This is a genomic window from Nocardia sp. NPDC004604, from assembly GCF_040609795.1.
GTDB lineage: Bacteria > Actinomycetota > Actinomycetes > Mycobacteriales > Mycobacteriaceae > Nocardia.
In genome coordinates this window covers 1-17,699 of sequence record NZ_JBEXLC010000085.1, presented here as the reverse complement: position 1 = coordinate 17,699, position 17,699 = coordinate 1, and the positions used below count along the sequence as shown (strand labels likewise).

The 17,699-nt window shown below is 63.3% G+C and carries 26 protein-coding genes; 16 read left to right on the top strand and 10 right to left on the bottom strand.

Features of this window, described 5'->3' with window-relative positions:
• Positions 1-413: 413 nt before the first annotated feature.
• Entirely contained in the window at positions 414-1,196 is a 783-nt protein-coding gene (locus ABZW16_RS27495; protein WP_354958954.1) for a helix-turn-helix transcriptional regulator, read from the bottom strand.
• 76 nt (positions 1,197-1,272) lie between these two features.
• On the opposite strand from ABZW16_RS27495, the gene ABZW16_RS27490 reads away from it, so the two are divergent.
• Positions 1,273-2,433 (top strand): MFS transporter, encoded by a 1,161-nt coding sequence (locus ABZW16_RS27490; protein WP_354958953.1) that lies wholly within the window; start codon positions 1,273-1,275, stop codon positions 2,431-2,433.
• Positions 2,434-2,438: 5 nt separating this feature from the next.
• Here the strand turns inward: ABZW16_RS27490 and ABZW16_RS27485 are convergent, their stop codons facing one another.
• The 3 genes from ABZW16_RS27485 to ABZW16_RS27475 form a co-directional block, all read right to left on the bottom strand.
• Positions 2,439-3,239, bottom strand: a complete 801-nt coding sequence (locus ABZW16_RS27485) for a carboxymuconolactone decarboxylase family protein (protein WP_354958952.1) — start codon at positions 3,237-3,239, stop codon at positions 2,439-2,441.
• 445 nt (positions 3,240-3,684) lie between these two features.
• Positions 3,685-3,996 carry a hypothetical protein gene (locus ABZW16_RS27480; RefSeq protein ID WP_354958951.1) on the bottom strand — a complete coding sequence of 104 codons (312 nt, stop codon included), beginning with the start codon at positions 3,994-3,996 and terminating at the stop codon, positions 3,685-3,687.
• Positions 3,996-4,193, bottom strand: coding sequence for a hypothetical protein (locus tag ABZW16_RS27475; protein WP_354958950.1), 198 nt, complete (start codon positions 4,191-4,193; stop codon positions 3,996-3,998). The genes ABZW16_RS27480 and ABZW16_RS27475 overlap by 1 nt, the downstream gene beginning before the upstream one ends.
• A 236-nt stretch (positions 4,194-4,429) precedes the next feature.
• Between ABZW16_RS27475 and ABZW16_RS27470 the strand changes: the two genes are divergently transcribed.
• The 10 genes from ABZW16_RS27470 to ABZW16_RS27425 all read left to right on the top strand — a co-directional run bounded on the left by ABZW16_RS27470 (position 4,430) and on the right by ABZW16_RS27425 (position 8,944).
• Positions 4,430-5,326 carry a helix-turn-helix transcriptional regulator gene (locus ABZW16_RS27470; RefSeq protein WP_354958949.1) on the top strand — a complete coding sequence of 299 codons (897 nt, stop codon included), beginning with the start codon at positions 4,430-4,432 and terminating at the stop codon, positions 5,324-5,326.
• The gene (locus tag ABZW16_RS27465) at positions 5,316-5,522 is read left to right on the top strand and encodes a DUF397 domain-containing protein (protein WP_354958948.1); all 207 of its coding nucleotides are present in this window, start codon (positions 5,316-5,318) and stop codon (positions 5,520-5,522) included. Before ABZW16_RS27470 ends, ABZW16_RS27465 begins: the two co-directional genes overlap by 11 nt.
• Positions 5,523-5,574: 52 nt before the next feature.
• On the top strand, positions 5,575-5,784 hold the full coding sequence (locus ABZW16_RS27460; protein ID WP_354958947.1) for a DUF397 domain-containing protein: 210 nt from the start codon (positions 5,575-5,577) through the stop codon (positions 5,782-5,784).
• Entirely contained in the window at positions 5,774-5,983 is a 210-nt protein-coding gene (locus tag ABZW16_RS27455; protein ID WP_354958946.1) for a DUF397 domain-containing protein, read from the top strand. Before ABZW16_RS27460 ends, ABZW16_RS27455 begins: the two co-directional genes overlap by 11 nt.
• 91 nt (positions 5,984-6,074) lie before the next feature.
• Positions 6,075-6,281: a DUF397 domain-containing protein gene (locus tag ABZW16_RS27450; RefSeq protein WP_354958945.1), complete on the top strand. Its 207-nt coding sequence runs from the start codon at positions 6,075-6,077 to the stop codon at positions 6,279-6,281.
• 51 nt (positions 6,282-6,332) lie between these two features.
• Positions 6,333-6,503 (top strand): DUF397 domain-containing protein, encoded by a 171-nt coding sequence (locus ABZW16_RS27445; protein WP_354958944.1) that lies wholly within the window; start codon positions 6,333-6,335, stop codon positions 6,501-6,503.
• A gap of 111 nt (positions 6,504-6,614) precedes the next feature.
• Positions 6,615-6,872 carry a YbaB/EbfC family nucleoid-associated protein gene (locus ABZW16_RS27440; protein WP_354958943.1) on the top strand — a complete coding sequence of 86 codons (258 nt, stop codon included), beginning with the start codon at positions 6,615-6,617 and terminating at the stop codon, positions 6,870-6,872.
• A complete protein-coding gene (locus ABZW16_RS27435; RefSeq protein WP_354958942.1) occupies positions 6,869-7,162 on the top strand; it encodes a type VII secretion target in 294 nt (97 codons plus the stop codon). The genes ABZW16_RS27440 and ABZW16_RS27435 overlap by 4 nt, the downstream gene beginning before the upstream one ends.
• 2 nt (positions 7,163-7,164) lie before the next feature.
• Positions 7,165-8,382, top strand: a complete 1,218-nt coding sequence (locus ABZW16_RS27430) for a hypothetical protein (RefSeq protein ID WP_354958941.1) — start codon at positions 7,165-7,167, stop codon at positions 8,380-8,382.
• Positions 8,383-8,389: 7 nt separating this feature from the next.
• Positions 8,390-8,944 carry a hypothetical protein gene (locus ABZW16_RS27425; protein ID WP_354958940.1) on the top strand — a complete coding sequence of 185 codons (555 nt, stop codon included), beginning with the start codon at positions 8,390-8,392 and terminating at the stop codon, positions 8,942-8,944.
• A 297-nt stretch (positions 8,945-9,241) separates the two neighbouring features.
• Here ABZW16_RS27425 and ABZW16_RS27420 read toward each other — a convergent pair whose 3' ends face one another.
• Complete coding sequence (locus tag ABZW16_RS27420; protein ID WP_354958939.1) at positions 9,242-9,709, bottom strand: NUDIX domain-containing protein; 468 nt, start codon at positions 9,707-9,709, stop codon at positions 9,242-9,244.
• 204 nt (positions 9,710-9,913) lie between these two features.
• On the opposite strand from ABZW16_RS27420, the gene ABZW16_RS27415 reads away from it, so the two are divergent.
• Positions 9,914-10,099, top strand: a complete 186-nt coding sequence (locus tag ABZW16_RS27415) for a hypothetical protein (protein ID WP_354958938.1) — start codon at positions 9,914-9,916, stop codon at positions 10,097-10,099.
• Positions 10,100-10,387: 288 nt separating this feature from the next.
• On the opposite strand, the gene ABZW16_RS27410 is transcribed toward ABZW16_RS27415, so the two are convergent.
• Both ABZW16_RS27410 and acpM read right to left on the bottom strand, forming a co-directional pair.
• Positions 10,388-10,831: an SRPBCC domain-containing protein gene (locus ABZW16_RS27410; RefSeq protein ID WP_354958937.1), complete on the bottom strand. Its 444-nt coding sequence runs from the start codon at positions 10,829-10,831 to the stop codon at positions 10,388-10,390.
• Positions 10,832-10,873: 42 nt separating this feature from the next.
• Positions 10,874-11,179: a meromycolate extension acyl carrier protein AcpM gene (gene acpM / locus ABZW16_RS27405; RefSeq protein WP_354958936.1), complete on the bottom strand. Its 306-nt coding sequence runs from the start codon at positions 11,177-11,179 to the stop codon at positions 10,874-10,876.
• Between the two features lie 121 nt (positions 11,180-11,300).
• Between acpM and ABZW16_RS27400 the strand changes: the two genes are divergently transcribed.
• Complete coding sequence (locus ABZW16_RS27400; RefSeq protein ID WP_354958935.1) at positions 11,301-12,260, top strand: MerR family transcriptional regulator; 960 nt, start codon at positions 11,301-11,303, stop codon at positions 12,258-12,260.
• Positions 12,261-12,437: 177 nt separating this feature from the next.
• Here ABZW16_RS27400 and ABZW16_RS27395 read toward each other — a convergent pair whose 3' ends face one another.
• Positions 12,438-12,914, bottom strand: a complete 477-nt coding sequence (locus ABZW16_RS27395) for a helix-turn-helix domain-containing protein (RefSeq protein WP_354958934.1) — start codon at positions 12,912-12,914, stop codon at positions 12,438-12,440.
• A gap of 60 nt (positions 12,915-12,974) precedes the next feature.
• Here ABZW16_RS27395 and ABZW16_RS27390 point away from each other — a divergent pair, with 60 nt between their 5' ends.
• The 3 genes from ABZW16_RS27390 to ABZW16_RS27380 all read left to right on the top strand — a co-directional run bounded on the left by ABZW16_RS27390 (position 12,975) and on the right by ABZW16_RS27380 (position 16,185).
• Positions 12,975-13,838, top strand: a complete 864-nt coding sequence (locus tag ABZW16_RS27390) for an SRPBCC domain-containing protein (RefSeq protein WP_354958933.1) — start codon at positions 12,975-12,977, stop codon at positions 13,836-13,838.
• A 466-nt stretch (positions 13,839-14,304) separates the two neighbouring features.
• Positions 14,305-14,724, top strand: a complete 420-nt coding sequence (locus ABZW16_RS27385; protein ID WP_354958932.1) for an SRPBCC family protein — start codon at positions 14,305-14,307, stop codon at positions 14,722-14,724.
• A 666-nt stretch (positions 14,725-15,390) separates the two neighbouring features.
• Positions 15,391-16,185 carry a DUF3558 domain-containing protein gene (locus ABZW16_RS27380; RefSeq protein ID WP_354958931.1) on the top strand — a complete coding sequence of 265 codons (795 nt, stop codon included), beginning with the start codon at positions 15,391-15,393 and terminating at the stop codon, positions 16,183-16,185.
• A gap of 284 nt (positions 16,186-16,469) precedes the next feature.
• Here ABZW16_RS27380 and ABZW16_RS27375 read toward each other — a convergent pair whose 3' ends face one another.
• Both ABZW16_RS27375 and ABZW16_RS27370 read right to left on the bottom strand, forming a co-directional pair.
• Positions 16,470-16,952 (bottom strand): hypothetical protein, encoded by a 483-nt coding sequence (locus ABZW16_RS27375; protein ID WP_354958930.1) that lies wholly within the window; start codon positions 16,950-16,952, stop codon positions 16,470-16,472.
• A complete protein-coding gene (locus tag ABZW16_RS27370) occupies positions 16,949-17,383 on the bottom strand; it encodes a MarR family transcriptional regulator (RefSeq protein WP_354958929.1) in 435 nt (144 codons plus the stop codon). The genes ABZW16_RS27375 and ABZW16_RS27370 overlap by 4 nt, the downstream gene beginning before the upstream one ends.
• Positions 17,384-17,699: the final 316 nt, after the last annotated feature.

The following is a 17,699-nucleotide window of genomic DNA, read 5'->3' as shown; positions in this document are numbered from 1 at the left end:
CGGGTTTGTGCCCCAAACCCTTTCGGGGGCGCTGACTCTCCGTGGTCCGACGCACGGTCCCGACGCTGCTCCGATCCAACAGCGTCGAAGGCGGGCTTCGGCGGGGTTGCCGGTGCCGGGTGCACTTATCTTTTCGCGGAGGTGAACAATGGACGTTTTGCATTCGGATATCCGGGAATTGTGGCTGGTGCAGAGCCGTGATTGCGGTCAAGAACCAGTGGGTCTCAGCGACGACCGAGCCCGTTTCATCCTGTCTGTCCACGCTGGCCACGGCGCCCGCTGTCGGCAGTACCTGGCCGCGTCCGCACACTGCTTCCGGCGCACCGCCGAGAAGTAGCCCGATGCCCTGATGAGGGGTTCCGGTGCGGCGCTCAATTATTGAGCGCCGCACCGAGATCGGGTGCGCAGCATGCTCAGTGGCGTCGTTGGTAGGCGCCGGGCGTGTGCCCGAGCGTGCGACGGTAGACATCGATAAAGGCGCTGGCGCTGGCCCAGCCGCAGCGGTGCGCGACGGTGGTGACCGGAAGTGATTCGGCCAGCAGCTGCACCGCGCGGTGCAGGCGCAGCTGGGTGCGCCATTGCGGATAGGTCATGGCGAGTTCGGTGCGGAACAGGCGGGCGAGGGTGCGTTCACTCGCACCGACGTGTCTGCCGAGCTCGGCCAGTGTCCACACCGCGGTGAGGTCGCGTTCCACCAATGTGCAGGCTCGGCGCAGTCGGGTGTCCTCGGCGGCGGGTAGGCGCAGGGGTTGTGCGGAGCTGCGGTGTATGCGGTCGAGTAGCACCTGGTGCAGGCGGGCGAGTTCGTCGGCGGGCAGGTCCTCGGGGGCCGAGCAGGCGATGACCAGTTCGCGCAGCAGCGGGTTCACCGCTATGACCGCGGCATCGCGCGGCGATTCGGCGTCGGGTGGTCGGATGCCCGGTTGGTCCGCAGGGGTGATCTGGTCGGGTTGGAAAGCGACGCAATGGAATCGGGTGGGGCCGTAGAAGCGATGTTCGTGCCAGCATCCGGCCGGTATCCAGATGGCGCGGTCCGCGGGTGCGATCCAGCTGCCCGCATCGGTGCGGACCTCCGCGACGCCCGCGCTCGGGTACACGATCTGATGTTCGGTGTGCCGATGCCGGTCGATCTGTGATCCGCCGGGTAAATCGCCGGTCGCCGTCGGCGCGCCGAGACTATGGCTGATAAGCGACATATTTTGGCACTTTATCGGAAGTCTGCCGCACCCGACCGTTCTTACGCTGACTGCGGACGACGAGAGGGGACAGGTCATGGTGGAGACAGTCGAGGCCGCACCGGCGGTATCGGACTGGCAGCGCATGCGGCACTGGGCCATCGCGCATATGGTCGACGATTTCTATCAGGGGCTGGTGCCCGCCAGCATTCCGTTCTTCGTGCTGGAACGGGATTACAGCTACGTCGCGGCCTCCGGTCTCGCATTGGCCGCGACACTGGGAAGTGCACTGCCGCAACCGATTCTGGGTGTGCTTGCCGATCGATGGCGCTTGTTGTGGTTGGCACCGGCCGGGGTATCGGTGGCCGGACTCGGGGCGGGCCTGGCCGGGTTGGCGCCGACCTATCCACTGGTGTGGGCGCTGCTGCTGCTTTCCGGACTCGGTGTGGCCGCATTCCATCCGGCCGCCGGACGCGATGCGCGCGCGGCGGCGGGTGACAGTGCCCGCGCCATGAGCTTCTTCGCGGCGGGCGGCAGCGCCGGATTCTTCCTCGCACCCGCGCTGGCGACACCGGCACTGGTATCACTCGGTGTCGGGGCTACCGCGCTGTTCATCCCGCCAGCGGTTTTGATGGGGTTCGTGCTGTGGCGGCACCAGCAGCGACGCACACAAAACGCCATGGCGCCGAGGCGAATCGATGGACGTGACCGCTGGCTGCCGTTCTTCGTGCTGACTGCGGTCGAGGTCGTTCGCTCGGCCATGTACTCCGGTATGAACACCTTCATCGCGCTGTACTGGATCAATCATCTCGGGGCGTCGCGGACGCTCGGGGGAGTCGCCCTGGCCGCATTTCTCGTCGGCGGTGTCGCGGGAACGCTGGTCGGCGGCCGGATCGCCGATCGCATCGGTATGCTGCGCACTGTCCAAATCGGCAGTGCGGCAGCGATTCCCGCATTGGTCGTGCTGCGCATATGCCCGAATCCCGCACTCGGATCGGTCGCCGCGGCCCTCGCCGGTATTGCTGTGAACATGCCGTTCGCGGTATTCGTCAAGCTGGGGCAGGACTATCTGCCGACGCGGCCGGGAACCGCCGCGGGCGTGACATTGGGTCTGGCGGTCAGCGCGGGCGGACTGTTCGTGCCGGTGCTCGGGGCCATTGCCGATCGCCATGGTCCCCAAGCCGTCCTCACCACACTGTGTTTCATACCCGTCGTCGCGATCGCGTTGGCCGCTTTGCTGCCGGAACCAGCTCGCTGAGGGCGTCAGTTGCGCTCGGCGAAAACCGCACGCGCCACCGTGATTCCGTTCAGCGCGGCGGGGAACCCGGCGTAACCCACCATCTGCGTGATGATTTCGACGACCTCGGTCTCGGTGCCGCCGACATTCAGCAGTCCGTGGATGTGTACGCCGAGTTGTGGCGCGACGGTGCCGAGTGCGGTGCACATGGCGATGGTGACCATTTCGCGGGTCTTCAGGTCCAGGCCCGGTCGCGAGTAGATATCGCCGAAGCTGTACTCGATGATGTAGCGCCCCAGATCCGGTGCGATATCGCGCAGCGAGTCGATTACTTGTTCGCCCGCGTGCCCATCGATCTCGGCGAGCTTCGCGCTCCCGCGCTCGAACCGGTCACCGCTCGGGGCCGGTGCCGGTTCGGCCGGGGCCGGGAGATCGGTGCGGGCGTCGAATACTTCGCGCGCTGCGGCCAGCCCGTTGAGCGCGGCAGGGAACCCCGCGTACACGCTGACATGGATGAGCGTCTCGACGATCTCCTCCCGCGTGCAGCCCACATTCAGCGCCCCGTCGATGTGGAACCGCAACTGTGGCGCGGCATTTCCGAGCGCCGCCAGCGCCGACACGGTCGCCAACTGCCGCTGCCGTAAGGTCAGTCCGGGCCGCGAGAGAATGTCGCCATACCCGAATTCGACCGTCAGCCGCCCGAGGTCCGGTGCGATATCCGCGAGGCTGTCCAGCACCGCGGGCCGCTCCTTTCCGCCGACCTGCCGAAGCAGCTCCAGTCCGCGCTCGAAGCGATCATTGCTGGTAGGGGCCTGTGTGTTCGTCATGCCCCGAACTCTAAAAGTTGGAGTGCACTCCAACGCAAGTGCTGATTTGCCCGGCTGGGCAAGAGCCCTGACATGGCCCAGTCATCACCGACCGCAATCCCCAGATCTAAGCCACCGCGTGGCCCAGATCTCAGCCCCTGCGGCGGCTGTCGCACAAGCAGTGGCATCCCCGCCAAGTAGTGACGACCTCGGACAAACTGCAACTTATGCGAGGTGTGCAGTCGATCAGCGCGACGTTAATCCATTGGAGCAGGGCGCGTTTCGTTGTATTCGATGGGCCAGCCGTCTTCGCCGACCTAGTATAGAGAGCCGTCTGCACTGTGGCACAGCGGGCGGCTGTCTGTCGGGGCGAGTTCGAGCTTGAACCAAGTTTCTTGGTGGAAGGCGACGAGCAGCGCTCTGACTGAAGGGGCGATTTCCTTTCGCGGTGGCCGAGACATATGCGTCACGGCTCCAACGAGTTCGGGACATCGGCCCAGCTCAAGAGGGCGGCCCAGTAGTCGTCGCGCAGGACGTTCCACAGATCCTCGTGTTGGGGAAGTAGTTCCCGGGCGTCGGCCAGGTCGGGGTAGGGATCGAAGATGATCGTGCCGGGTTGAGCGCTCGGCAGCGTCGTGCGCGATGGCAGACGGTAGGCGGTGAACGACGCACGAGGAAGCTGTAGCCGCAGGACACGCGCGGAACTGCTGATCAACTGCCAGACCGCGACCTTGCCGCCGTCCTGGGTTCGCGTGGTGCGCAAGGCATCTCGACGCATTACGAGACCTCGCCGATGGTGCGCCCGATGCCGGGGGACCTGTCACCCCGGCACCGGGACGGTTGGTTGGGTACGGGCTGGACGGCCCACTCGCGTACCGCATCCGCGAGCCGTTCGACCACATCGGCTGGCGCGCCGCGGTAGGCGGCTGGCGGGCCGACGAACGGATCACGCTGCGGCAGTTCTCGATTCGGCACGTGCCGACCTCCGGGACTTCGACGGTGGTAAGTGCGCCCGAGCCTTGAAAACAACTCCTGATCTGGGAAAAGTTCTCTCCGAGCGCATGTTGAGCACACCACCGGGCGCATACCTGCTCGAGTGAAATCTGAATGTTCAGACGAACTCGCCGAAAGCCCCTGGACAGGATGCGAATGCGCTGTTAAACCGTGTTCGGAATTCGAGCGCAAGCGCATTCACTGTGGGGAGGAATTCGATGTCCGAGGAATCGCCGACACTGCTGCGTCGCCAGCTGGGCCGTTTCCTGCGCGAGAAGCGCGAGGGGCGGGGCTTCGCGATCCAAGATGCTGCCAAGGCAGTTCAACTGAGCTACAACGGATTACAGCGCCTAGAGACCGGACGCACCGTCAAACCGCGGCGACAAGATGTTCGCGAGTTGTGTTCGCTGTACGAGGTGGACGACGGCGAGACGAAGCAGGCCGTCGATCTGGCCTTTCGTGCCGCTACTGCCAAGGACGAGGACGGCATTACGTCTCTCGGCGGGATGTTCTCGGATGCGTTCAACATGTACGTCGGCTTGGAACGGTCGGCACGCAAACTCTTGTCGTATCAAGTGCAGGTACCAGGGCTGCTGCAAACTGCGGACTACGCGCGTGCGTTGATCGGCGCGTTCCTTCATGACGGGACTCGCGACGAAATCGAGCGTCGGGTGGCGGTGCGTTTGCGCCGCCAAGTGGTTGTCACCCGAAAAGCCACCCCGCTTGCGCTCGAAATACTGCTCGACGAGTCGGCTTTGCATCGGATCGTCGGAGGGCCGAGGGTGATGGCCGCGCAGCTCCGGCAGCTTGCCGAGGTCAGCAAGCTCGACAATGTCTCCCTCCGAATCCATCCCTACTCGGCAGGTTTTTCCCGTGGCATCCTGCAAAGTTCGTTCGTGCTCCTCGACTTCGGTACGGACAGCAAGGGACAGCCGATCGAACCGCCTGTGGTCTACCTCGACGGTGGCATGAGTAGCGACCTTTACTTCGAGAAGCCAGAGCTGGTAGGGCGATACACTGAAATGGCTGAGTTCATCCAACGGATAGCACTGGATGAGAAGAGCACGCGAGACCTGCTGCGACAGGTAGCGAAGGAGAAGTACGGTGACCGTTGACCTATCCGAAGCGCGTTGGTTCAAGAGCAGCTACAGCGAGTCCAATGGTCAGTGCGTGGAGGTCGCCTTCCTCGGCGGCGACATTGTCGGCGTCCGCGATTCCAAGAACCCCACTGGCCCGGCGTTGGTCTTCACGCCCGGCGAGTGGGCAGCATTCACCGCTGGCGTGGTAGACGGCGAGTTCGAGCAGCCCTAGCCCATTCCGCTTCGCTGAGTTCGGTTCACAACAGGTGCGAAGGAGAAGAGCAGTGACCGTTGACATGTCCGGAGCGCGTTGGTTCAAGAGCAGCCGCAGCGCCTCCAACGGTCAGTGTGTGGAGGTCGCATTCTTGGGTGGCGGCATGGTGGCTGTCCGCGACTCCAAGGAATCCTCCGGCCCAGCGTTGGTCTTCACCCCTGGTGAGTGGGAAGCCTTCACTACTGGCGTGGTAGCAGGGAGATTCGACAATGAATATTGACCTATCCGGGGCGCTCTGGTTCAAGAGCGCTCACAGCGAGTCCAGTGGTCAGTGCGTGGAGGTCGCCTTCCTCGGCGGCGACATGATCGGCGTCCGCGACTCCAAGAACCCCACTGGCCCGGCGTTGGTCTTCACACCCGGCGAATGGGCTGCCTTCACCGCGGGCGTCACGGACGGAGAGTTCGACCACCACGCCTGAGCCTCGCGCAACACCGAGCACCACAGCGGCTCCATCCTGACCAGCCCAACGCCGCGAGACCTGATACGGCAGGTAGCAAGGAGATTCGAGAGTGGACGTTAACTTGTCCGAGGCGCGCTGGTTCAAGAGCACTCACAGCGAGACAAGCGGTCAGTGCGTGGAGGTCGCATTCCTGGGCGGCGGCAAGGTTGGTGTCCGCGACTCCAAGAATCCCACCGCCCCGGCGCTGGTCTTCACTCCCGGTGAGTGGGAAGCCTTCACCACTGGTGTAGTGGACGGCGGGTTCAAGCGGCCCTAGCTCGTTCCGCTTCGCCGCGTTCAGTTCACAACATGTTCTACGAGAAGTGCAGTGACCGTTGATATTTCCGGAGTGCTTTGGTTCAAGAGCAGCTACGGCGCCTCCAATGGTCAGGGTGTGGAGGTCATATCCCGAAACGGCGACGTGGTTGGTGTCCGCGACTCCGTCAACGAGGAGCGACACGTCCGCGAAGCCCGGATCAACCTCGCGCACAAGGGCTGATCTAGGGCCCAACCTCGAGCAAGCGCTCAACTAGAGCCCGATCTCACCCCAGGCCATAGCCGAGGCACGATCTAGGTAGTCTCTCGGGTACCACTCGACGGGGGAACAGCGATGAATAACGGTGACCGAATGCTCGAGATCCAGCGGATCAATGAGCGACTTGCGGCGGTGCGCGGCTCCGCACGTTCCAGCGACGGCAGCGTGAGCATCGAGACGGATGCCGGTGGTCGGATCACCGACCTCTACATCGCCGACTATGCGATGGACAATGGCCCTGAGCACCTGGCCAACCTCATTATCGACCGCCACCGTGCCGCACTTGGCAATGCCGAAGCCGCAGCCGTGCGACTGTTCGAGGAGTCCAGGTGAACGTCGACCCCGTGAAGATGCGCGCACTCGCCACGTCCGTACGCATGAATGCGGGCAGGATCACGACGAAGACGCCGATCGCGAAGGTGAGCCGTGATCTGGCTCGCGAGCGGATGGCCGGTTCGAACCTCGCCGTCAAAGTCGAGGAATCACTGAAGGCGATGGACACCGTGCTGGCATACCACAATCGCCGCCTGAGCAGCTTTTGCGACAGCGTGGAGACTGCCGCGGGTGTTTATGAGCAGACAGATGCCGACTGGGCTGCCCAACTCGAGCAGCTGGGGGGCTGACGATGGCGGATGACAATTCGCTGACCATATCCAAAGTGCTCGGCTGGGACCTACGCTATCTCGGTCAGGTCGTCGACATGATGAACGAGACCTACAAGTTCATCGAGACCGAGGCCACCGCAGCGGGAAATGCGATAGAGCAGTCCGACGACTACTTCGACAGTTCGGCGGGTGACGCGGCACGACGGCGCGGCCAGGAGGATCGCACCGACACGATTCAGACCTCGGACGTCATCGAACAGATGGCACTGAAGCTCAGCTCCCTGGTCTCGACCCTGGAAACCAATATTGCGGCGATCCGCACTCGCAAAGCCGAAGCCGAGGAGTCGAGATGGGACCTGTTCGTCACCGAGGACGGCCACGTCAAGTCCCGCAAATCGAATGCCGAAACCTACAGCGACTATGTCCCGTTCGGTGATGTCGCAGTAGTTGCGAAGGAAATCGTCACCCGACGTCTGGACAACTTCATCTCGGCGGCCTTCACGCTCGTGCAAAGGGCGGATCAGGAAGGCGCGGAGATCTACATCAAGGAGATCGAGAAGCTGTCCGACCGGGTGAAGCAGGGTCTGGTTGTCAAGCCGGACGATCCGGAGCTCGCGAAGATCCTCGAGGACTATCAAACCGATGTCTCCACCGGGCTGCCGAGACTCTGGCCGGTCGGGTGGCCAGCCGACATTCTCAAGGATAACGGCATAAACGTGAGCCCTTCGCTGATGACCTCCGAAGAGATCTCGGCCATGGAGAACCTGCTGCAGAACCAGGGCGTCGACGCGGTCGCAAAAGCCCTCACCCTCCCCGATCTGGCCAGAAATGCCGCCTTGGCGGAGTACCCGGACTCTGTAGCCGATGGTCAAGGCGATGCCTATCGGCACATGTACTGGAACGCTCTCATGTCGCAACAATTCGGTGAGGACTGGGCGCAAACGTACGCCACGGCCCACGAAAAGACCGGCGGCAATACACCGCAACGCGAAGCAATGGACCTCTACAACAATGAAATCGGGCGCGCGATCGGGGCAGCCAACCCCAAAGCCACTCCGGAGGAATTGGCCGCGCTGGTCGGACAGCAGATCAAAGATGGCAAAGCAGTAGTCATTCAGACTTCGAATGCCGATGGCAGTCAACTGCCCGCCCCACAGATCACCTGGAGCAATCGGGTGACCGAGGCGATGACGGGATCACCAGCTGGCGTCGGTATTCCGCTACCCGGGAGCAAGTGATCATCTGATGAGAATCGGAACCCTGGCCCTCGCCGCCGGTTTGGTGCCGGTGCTGCTGGCTGCCGGATGTGGGCCGGACCGCTCCGCTGATAATCAGGAGACGGCAAGTACCGACTGTCGCGCTTCGTTCGACGTGCGGTCGGGCGGATCATCGCCGAATGGCGGTTTCACTCTTCTGACCGCCGCGAGGCACGCGGCTTCGGGTGAGGTGCCGGTCAAGATGGTGGAAATCACCCGAGCCGCCGGTCTCCAGGACGAATGGGACACCATGGTGGTCGTTACCCCGGGCATGAAAGCCGAAAAGTTGAACGAACTCGCGAATACCCCCGGAATGTGCTGGCAGAACTTGCCCGGTCCGTACAGCGACGACAAGCCGACGACGGCCTACTATCTGTTCCTTCGTGGTGGGAATCCCTTGCGAGCTGCGACCTGGTGGTTCCCCACCGATGACGAACTGGACTTCCGTTGGACCAGTACGAAAGTCGTGTACCCGGACACTGTGCTCACCCCGCTGCACTCACCTGGAGCCGATCCCAAACTCCGTGTGGCACCCGCGAATTGAGCCGCTAGCGCCTTCAGAAAGGCCCGATCGCGAAGGCACGCTGGACCTCGCGTTGTTCCAGCCAGCGGGCAACCCCTCGGCCGTGCTCATCGTCGCCAATGTCGTTGGCAATCAGCAGGTCGGTGCTCCCAGAGATGCGAGCACCGCCGCTGTCATTGGCCCGTCAGCCGCTACCGACTATTCGATGGTGCGGATTTCCGCTCCGTGGTTGGCGAGGGGGAATACGGGCACGGTCCATAATTCCGCCTGCGCCAGGTAGCTGACGCATATCACCGGGCTAGACGGAGGCACTGTGATCTACCAGCCGTAGACCGAGAACGAGTCGCCAGCCGCGATGCGCCCCATCGCTGTGCGGCAGTAGGGGATCATGTGATCGGGCAGTGCATCTGCCGCGAACCATTCAAGCGCACTGCACTTTTCAGGTTCCAGGTTGGTTGGCTCCCCCTGCCATGTGTCCACGGTGAAGAATAACGCTATGCGCCCGCCTGAGGACGAGTTGTGCATGATGTGGCTGAAGTGCACATCCTCCGGCGCGATGGTCACGCCGATTTCTTCCCTGGCTTCGCGGATCAGGACGTCCACCACCGATTCGTCGGCTTCGAGATGACCGCTCGGCAGGTGCCAGGCTCCATCCTCGAAGCCGGTGTTCTGGCGCTGGCCGAACAGAACTTCAGTCCCTTGGCACAGCAGCAGGTGAACGTCGCCAGTTACCTTGTGCCGCTGCGGCTTTGTTTCTCGGGCGAGCGCAGTCGCTGTGTCAGTCATCGTTCGGTTGTCTCCTCTCGTAGTGGTTGAACTGGTTGTTTGATGCATTGAGCCCCTGAACGCACCGAGCCTAGATCTCCGGTCATCGGTGCGATATACACCGAACGTATACCGACCAACGGGTCACGATATGGATCGGTCCCGGATGCGGATTCACCCTCGTTACCAGGCAATTCGGCCGTAAGCGGAACGGGAGTGGTGGACATGCGTAGGCCGCGACACATCCGGATCGAATCCGGTGCGCTGAGGTTGGACTATCAGGGGTCGACCGAACAGGCCCAGAATGTCGCCGATGAGCTGGCCCATGGATCGCCGGAGGTCGTTGTCACGGTCGATGACAACGTGACCGAAGACCTTCCAACATTGCCGTGCTCGCGGTTGTGGGAGTGAAATTTGCTGTGACCGAACGGGTCTCAAAACTTGTGGCGGAATCTCAGAACGTTTGGCAGAACCGTGGCGGATCCGCCACGGTTCTGAGATTCCGCACTCCTCGCCAGCAGCTTGGCATGCTCGGCTGCTGCAGTGAACGAAGCAACCCCGCCAACTGCCCTGGCCGTTCGTCGGCATTCTTCTTCTGACGGTTGGCTCGAGCGCAGTAGGTCCGGCCGCCCGGTAATGGTGAATTCCGTGCATTCTGCGGGACGGTCAGGGTGCGTCTGCACAATCTCCGTACTCAGGTTAGTGGTGGATCACCTCACCGAGCCGCGGCAGAACGAGTCGCTTCCAACTGCGCTCCGTAGCGTTGCGCACCATCTTCTGTCGACGATCTTCGACGTCGAAACCTGTCTGCGTCAACAGAAGTCGTGTGCCACGCCCCTGCGGCTGCAGTGTCCAGTCGACAATCCACCGGGCGGGATGCTCAGCCTGCAGATACATCCAGCTGTACGTCAACTGCCTGCACGGCCGGGCCGCCAGCACCTCGCAGATGATTTCGTTGATCGACGAGTCCGGGATGGTGAATCGGAAGTGGGTTCCGACCGAGGCGGCGAACCCGGTCGGTCGAAGCAGCCATCGCTCCAGCAGCTCCGGCTCCGTCAACGCGCGCCATACAGCGTCCGGTGGCTGTCGGAAGAAGCTGCCGAGCTCAACTGCGGCGGGATTCAACTGTGGATCAGCAATCACCGGCTCACCACCTCAACGCGGGGCGAGACTGCGCAGCGCTGCTCAATTCGCCTGGCCTTCCTTGTATTTCGCTTCCATCTCCGCGGCGAGTTGCGGCTGCTCGGCCTCCATCTTCTGGACGTAGGCGACCGCATCGCCGACGGTTCGCAGGCTCGCCAGGTCCTCGTCGGGGATCTTCACCTCGTACTTGTCCTCCAACTGCACGGCGATCTCCACCAGCGACAGCGAGTCGATGTCCAGATCGTCGACGAAGGACTTCTCGAGCACCACCTCTGCAGCGTCGATGCCGGTCACCTCCTCGACGATCTCCGCGATGCCGGCGACGATTTCTTCCTGCGTGGTAGCCACGAATCACCCTTTCCTCGGTGCAATCAGCTATCCGCATCGGCCGGAGGCCCTGTGCCTCGGTGGGGTCGAGCGGCAGTCCCAGTACGCTAAAAGTTCCAGTGGGGTGGAGGTGCAACAGGTTGTGACGGACGACACGCAATCCCGTGTGCTGGTGAGCATCGGGGAGTTGGCGCGCAGCACCGGGCTCGCGGTGCGAACGATCCGGTTCTACTGCGACGAAGGCATTGTGGAATCCCAGCGCAGCGCAGGCGGGCATCGGATGTTCGACGCCGACAGCGCCACCGAACGACTGCTATTGGTGCGGCGGTTGCGCGCGCTCGGTCTCGGGCTGAGTTCGATCATCGATGTGCTGCACGGCGAACGGTCGATCGCCGAAGCCATCGCCACCGAAAGTGCGCGACTCGATATCGAATTCAAGTCGCTGGCGTGGCGGCGGGCGTCACTGCGGGCCATCGAGACGGCTACCCCGATGCAGCGGGCCGAGCGGCTCGCGTTGCTGGCCGCCGCGCAGGACGGTGGCGTCGTGCACGATTGCCTCGTCCAGTTCTGGCGGCGCATCCTCGCACCGATACCCCGGCGCGACATCGACATGTGGGTGTACTGGAATGTCCCGGAGCCGCCTGCTGATCCGTCCATCGATGAGGTCGTCGCGTATGCGGAGTTGGCTGCTCTTGTCGCCGATCCAGACATGAATGGTGCTGTACGACAGCAATACTGGCGAAATCAGTCGGAGCTGATCCGCGACTGTCGCGGACTGTACATCGACGTAGACGACGTGTTGAGGGACGTGGTGCCACTCGTATCGGAGGGCGTGCGACCGCACGCCGGAAGCGAACTCGATCGGTTCGTCGACGCCCATGCTCACGCGCGAGGGGATGGTGATTCCCCGCGTTTCCGCGAGCAGTTGCTGATCAACGCAACCGATTCCGACCACCGGATTCACCGTTACTGGGCTCTGACAGAACAGTTCTTCGGAACTCGCGTCACTGTAGGACGAGCCCACGACTGGTTGTACAACGCGCTGGCTCACTCCACCAACCTTGCCGATGCACAGCACTCCAACCAGCCTTCACTCCCATGAATTCACCACGCTGATCCACGTCACTGACGCCATCCGTCATACCTGGCCGCGCATCTCATGCCGCTCGGCGTGCTATCACGTGTGCGGAGGCTCGTTGGCCAGCGGTGTGGCACGGTTTCTGGCCAAGAGAAGCCCGTTCGACCGGATTGCGGTGCCGGCGGTAGCGCGCCCCGAATGTCAAGATTTTTGCGGTATGCGTTCGGGCGGCATCCCGGGGCCGATCTTGGCCTGGATTTCGGCAGGGTCGTGCACGCGACCACAGTCGGCGCACACCGTTTGCTGGGTGATTCCCGCGCCGCATACCGAGTGGGTGTAGAGGATCGGGGGCTCGCCGTCGGTCGCCCATTCGTCGCCCCATTCGGTGAGCGCGACCAGCGCGGGTGCGAGCGCACGCCCCTTGTCGGTCAGTAGGTACTCATACAGGTCGGGCTGCTCGGAATACTTGCGGCGCACCATGATTCCGGCCTCCACGAAACCATTGAGGCGGGTCTTGAGAATGTTGGTCGCCACGCCCAGGCTGCGCTGGAAGTCGTTGTAACGGGTCGAACCCCCGAACACGGCATCACGAATGATGAGCAAGCTCCAGCGTTCGCCGATCACCTCCAGTGCGCGCGCGATCGAGCACACCTGCGAGTCGTAGGTCTTCCCGAGCATGCGAACCAGTCTACCGAACCCACTTGCGTCATGAAAGTTGCTGTGGTTATGCTCGCTTGCATGATGCAAGTAGATGCGAAGCAGAACTTCACCACCGCTTTCTTGGTGGATCGAACTCCCCAGGAAACCTTCGAGGCCATCGTCAATGTCCGCGGTTGGTGGTCGGAGGATGCCGAGGGCGTCACCGATCAGGTCGGCGGCGAGTTCGTCCACCGCTACCAGGATGTGCATCGATGCAAGATCCGCGTCACGGAGCTGGTGCCCGGCCGCAAGGTCGCATGGCTCGTCCTGGACAACTACTTCAACTTCATCGAAGACCAGGCCGAATGGAAGGGCACCGAGATCGTCTTCGAAATCTCCGAAAACGACGGTGGCGCCGAGGTTCGCTTCACCCACGTGGGTCTGGTTCCGCAGTACGAGTGCTACGACGTGTGCGCCAACGCATGGGGTGGCTATATCGGCGGCAGTCTGCGGAATCTGATCAATACCGGGGTGGGACAACCCAACCCGAAGGAGGGTGGCAACGCCCCGGCCCATCAGGACGCCGCCTCCGTGCTGCGCGCCGAGCGCTCACCTCAGGCCGTCGCACTGAAACCGGGCAGCATCCTGCTCGGCAGCACCCGGCCCGCGGAACTGCGGGACTGGTACCGCAGCACGCTCGCGCCGGAATACACCGGCGAAGGACCGATCGATCTCGGCGGCTTCCTGCTGGTCATCGACCAGCGCGACGACCTTGGGACGAAGAACAACGAGCCGGGCCGGATGATCCTCAACTTCCATGTCGAGGACTTCGACGCCATCGAGGCGCGGCTGCAGGCGGCAGACGTGGACTGGCTCGCTCCCGGTGAGGATCGCCCCTCCGGCCGCTTCGGGACCTTCGTGGACCCCGACGGGAACTACCTCCAGATAATCCAATTCAAGTAGCGAGGATGCACCGTCAGGCTGCCGCCGGGATCGGGGATGCGGCGGCAGCCTCCAGCAAGCATGGCGGCGTGGCTCGCGCGCAGCCCATGGAGCGCTGCGGCTCGAAGGTCGCTTTGATGGTGGTGCCGTGCGGGTTCCACCGGAACGAGGGGTCGACCTTCATGCCACCCATTGCTGCGTTGTTGTGGTGAGCGATGAAGAAAAAGGCGTCCGTTGGAGGCAATGGACAACGCCTTCACTGAAGTTGAGACGCAGCTTGGCGCGGCCGGGATCGACCTGTTGCACGACTGCGCAGATGCCGATGAACGGTCCCTGCGGGAAATAGACGACGCTCCAACCTCAACCCGATGAACAGCGACTACACGAATAGCGGTCTCTGACGGTCCGGAACCCCTTAACACGGTCGGGACTTCGGTTTTGAACATCTACCGGCGGAGCGTACGCATTCGTGCCACGCTCGTATGTCATGCACTTCGAGATCACCATCGATATCGATGCGAGCCCCGAAACGGTCTGGCGGATCCTCACGGATGTCGAGACCTGGCCGGAATGGACCGAATCCATACGCAGTGTGCGACGCCTGGACAGCGGCGAGTTCACCGTCGGCAGCCGGGCCGAGGTCCGCCAGCCTCGGCTGCCCACGGCCATCTGGACTGTCACGGAACTGATCTCAGGCAGAAGCTTCACCTGGCGTGCGACAAGTCCCGGTGTCACCACTACCGCAGGCCATGAGCTGATCGACCGGATCGGCTCGGTCACCGTCCGCCTCGTCATCGACCAGACAGGCTCGCTGGGACGGCTGTTCGGGTGGGCCACTGCGCGCCTCACCCGTCGCTACCTCGAGTTGGAATCTCGAGGCTTGAAGCAGCGCGCCGAATCGGGATAGGGGCAGCATCCGCCAGAAACCCGGCCCCTGGGGAACCGAATAGCCGGAAAGGGGCGTAACCACTGGAAGAAGGTGGCGGCACGATCGCTCACGCCGCCGCCGACTCCGCTCGATATCTCGCGGTGACATCCCAGCCAGGGCGCCCATGATCTTGTGATCCGAGTGCCGACTCCGCCCTCTTGATGGGTAGACCCGAAAGTGGATCAGCCAACCGTTACGTCACCCGCCACATGGGGCAGCCACTCGGTTCAATCTATCGGCGGCACCTCCTTGTGGAGGAGGAATGTCGCCGCCATGATAGTCGAACATACTATCGAAACAAATGGCGTTGGCTGAGATTTTGGCTCCAGCGGGTGGTTGTTGCGGCAGATTCGCTACCAGGTCTTGGTATTCGCCGCCTGCTCGGTGTCGATACCGGTGATGCGCTTGCGGACGGTGCGGAAGAGGGTTTGGAAGTCTCCGATGACTTTGTAGTGCGACTCCATCACCGCGTAGACGCTGTCTCCGAGCCCTGGGGTTAGGCACACGCTGCGGCGATAGCGGTCGGCTAAGCATTTGTTACACCCTTCATTTGGGGGCATAGGAGGTGTCGATGCCGCCAGTAGGGTGGAAGCCCAAGGGAGGTTGTTGCTCCCCCAAAACGGGTGGCAGTGAAGGGATTTACGAATGCCGGGTAGACAGAAGTCGATGGGTGCCATGGCCGTGGCGGTCGGAGCTGTGGTGTTGCTCACGGGGTGTAACGACAGTTCCACCGGCAGTCAGTCGACCGCGAGCAGCACGAAGGCAGCGGCCGCAACCGCCGCGGCCACGACTACATCCACCGGGGGTGCGAACACGTCCGCCGGGGGTGAGAGCCCGAGCACCGGGGGTGGGAACTCGAACGCCGGGGGCGGGAGCTCGAACAGCGGGGGTGGGAACTCGAACGCCGGGGGCGGGAGCTCGAACAGCGGGGGTGGGAACTCGAACGCCGGGGGCGGGGCCTCGAACAGCGGGGGCGGGAACACGTCTGCCGATAGCGAGAGCCCGGATACCACGGGTCGGGGCACAAGGGGTGAGCTCTTGGACCCCTGCGGGATATCCGACGCCGACATCACCAAGCAGGGATTCCGCGCCGACAGCAAGGAGGCGACCACCGGACCCGGTACCGATAAGAACTGCCGATGGCAGTCGGTTGGGGGCAATTCCGAATTGACGATCGTGTCGACCCGGAAAATGGTGGAGGACTTCCAGCAGACCGGGCGCTACCGGGATTTCAGTCAAGTGCAGGTCGGCGGCCGGGCCGCTAACCAGTATCGTGCGGCCCAGGACACGAACAACATCGGGTGCTACGTCAACATTGCGGTGCCGAGCGGCTCCGTCATATTCGTCACGCGGAATCTGAAGCCCGGTGCGCCAGAAGAACCGTGTGCCGGTGCGCGTCGTATCAGCGGCGCACTGGTCGGGTATCTGCCGCCGCGCTGACCCCTGGCGGGAACGACCGATGATGGCTGGAATACGTTGCGCGGCAACGGCTGCAGGTTGACCTGAGACGGTGGCCATGCCGGTGGGGCGCGGGCATTCGCACCCCACCGGTTTCGAAATCGGCTATCCACGGACGGCGTCGTCGGTTCCCGTCCCGGCGGTGCGGGAGCCGGTGTCGTCGGCGGCATCTCGGACCGCCGACCGGTGTCCGAGAATTCGTGACTGTCGAATATGCGATTCCACCAGTCGGCGATCCCAGGTTGGCGCGGCGACGCGCCGGGGTATCACTCGTACTCGGAAATGTGCGCCGCGCCATCCGTCCCGACATGCCGCCAGGGAAAGGGGGCGAGGTCGGGTTCGATCCAGCCGCTCCGGGCCGGGACGCCTGCCAGCGTGGCGGGTCGATAGAAGCGGGTGAGCAGCTTCTTGTTCAGCAGTGCGGGATTCCGGTCGAGGAAGACGTCGAAGTCGGCGGTGTCTGCTTCCTCTGTGTGATGACCGACGAGCTCGACCCAAGCCCGGCTCACGGTCACGTTGTACTTCTGCGGGGCGCCCGCGTACCGGGCGGTGCGCTGGATGCCGTCGCTGACCAGATCCACCGCAGCAACAGTGCCGTAACGCTGTACCGCCATCCAGGTCAGGTGGATGTGCTCGCGGTGGCCGAAACGCTCGGCAGTAGCCATCACCTCGTCCATTAGCTCCGTGAACGGCGAGGATTCCTCGTTCGTGCCGTGGCCGGATTGTGGACTGTGGCCGTGTGCGGTCATGTCCCCTCCCTGATCAATGCGTCCAGGACTTTGTAGAAGCCGGTGATCGCCTCGCCGGGCAGGCCATTGAGCGCTCGGTTCTCGAGATCGGCCAGGGCTCGCCCGATCACGACGGCCGCCGCACGCCCGGAATCGGTGAGCTCGATCAACACCGAGCGTCGGTCGCCCGCGTGCGTACTGCGGGTGATGTGACCGCGGCGCTCCAGGCGGTCCAGCACGCTGGTCAGCGTCGTGGGGCGGGCGCCGATGGCGGCGCCGAGCTGGGACACGGTGCGGCCGCGTCCGTCGGCGAGGTTGGCCAGTGCGTTGATCTCGGAGGCGGTCAGATCGAGGTCGACGAGTTCGGCGGCAATCAGGTGCACGGTGGCGTGGGTCGCGCGCTGCAGGGTCAGCAGCACCGACCGATCCGGTGATACGAATTCGGACTTCACGCTTTCGGATATTACGATCTCGTACTAATAAGTGCAAGACTGCCAGCGCGGTCACTGTCCCTTGTCGGGAACAATCTGGTGACCGATCGGTCCACGTCGTCCTCCTCCAGTCCATTTGACTGCCGCTAGGCTTCGAAGCTCGGATCGGAGCGATAGCTGAACACGGTCGGAGTAGCCACTCTGCTGGTTGCCCATGGGTGCCGGCCGAGGGCGATGACCGTCTAGGAGACTGCTGAATAACTCGGTGTGTTGACCCGGCCCGTAGGGGCGGGTCAACGAGGATGGTGGGGTGCAGGGTGAGGGTGGTTCGGATCCG

Bases quoted from the DNA above. Each gene is read 5' to 3' on its own strand.
- ABZW16_RS27470 (WP_354958949.1), top strand. From the start codon at position 4,430: ATGTCCGAGGAATCGCCGACACTGCTGCGTCGCCAGCTGGGCCGTTTC.
- ABZW16_RS27485 (WP_354958952.1), bottom strand. From the start codon at position 3,239: ATGACGAACACACAGGCCCCTACCAGCAATGATCGCTTCGAGCGCGGA.
- ABZW16_RS27420 (WP_354958939.1), bottom strand. From the start codon at position 9,709: ATGACTGACACAGCGACTGCGCTCGCCCGAGAAACAAAGCCGCAGCGG.
- ABZW16_RS27380 (WP_354958931.1), top strand. From the start codon at position 15,391: ATGCCGGGTAGACAGAAGTCGATGGGTGCCATGGCCGTGGCGGTCGGA.
- ABZW16_RS27375 (WP_354958930.1), bottom strand. From the start codon at position 16,952: ATGACCGCACACGGCCACAGTCCACAATCCGGCCACGGCACGAACGAG.
- ABZW16_RS27385 (WP_354958932.1), top strand. From the start codon at position 14,305: ATGCACTTCGAGATCACCATCGATATCGATGCGAGCCCCGAAACGGTC.
- ABZW16_RS27495 (WP_354958954.1), bottom strand. From the start codon at position 1,196: ATGTCGCTTATCAGCCATAGTCTCGGCGCGCCGACGGCGACCGGCGAT.
- ABZW16_RS27480 (WP_354958951.1), bottom strand. From the start codon at position 3,996: ATGCGTCGAGATGCCTTGCGCACCACGCGAACCCAGGACGGCGGCAAG.
- ABZW16_RS27430 (WP_354958941.1), top strand. From the start codon at position 7,165: ATGGCGGATGACAATTCGCTGACCATATCCAAAGTGCTCGGCTGGGAC.
- ABZW16_RS27390 (WP_354958933.1), top strand. From the start codon at position 12,975: ATGATGCAAGTAGATGCGAAGCAGAACTTCACCACCGCTTTCTTGGTG.
- ABZW16_RS27395 (WP_354958934.1), bottom strand. From the start codon at position 12,914: ATGCTCGGGAAGACCTACGACTCGCAGGTGTGCTCGATCGCGCGCGCA.
- ABZW16_RS27425 (WP_354958940.1), top strand. From the start codon at position 8,390: ATGAGAATCGGAACCCTGGCCCTCGCCGCCGGTTTGGTGCCGGTGCTG.
- ABZW16_RS27455 (WP_354958946.1), top strand. From the start codon at position 5,774: ATGAATATTGACCTATCCGGGGCGCTCTGGTTCAAGAGCGCTCACAGC.
- ABZW16_RS27415 (WP_354958938.1), top strand. From the start codon at position 9,914: ATGCGTAGGCCGCGACACATCCGGATCGAATCCGGTGCGCTGAGGTTG.
- ABZW16_RS27440 (WP_354958943.1), top strand. From the start codon at position 6,615: ATGAATAACGGTGACCGAATGCTCGAGATCCAGCGGATCAATGAGCGA.
- ABZW16_RS27490 (WP_354958953.1), top strand. From the start codon at position 1,273: ATGGTGGAGACAGTCGAGGCCGCACCGGCGGTATCGGACTGGCAGCGC.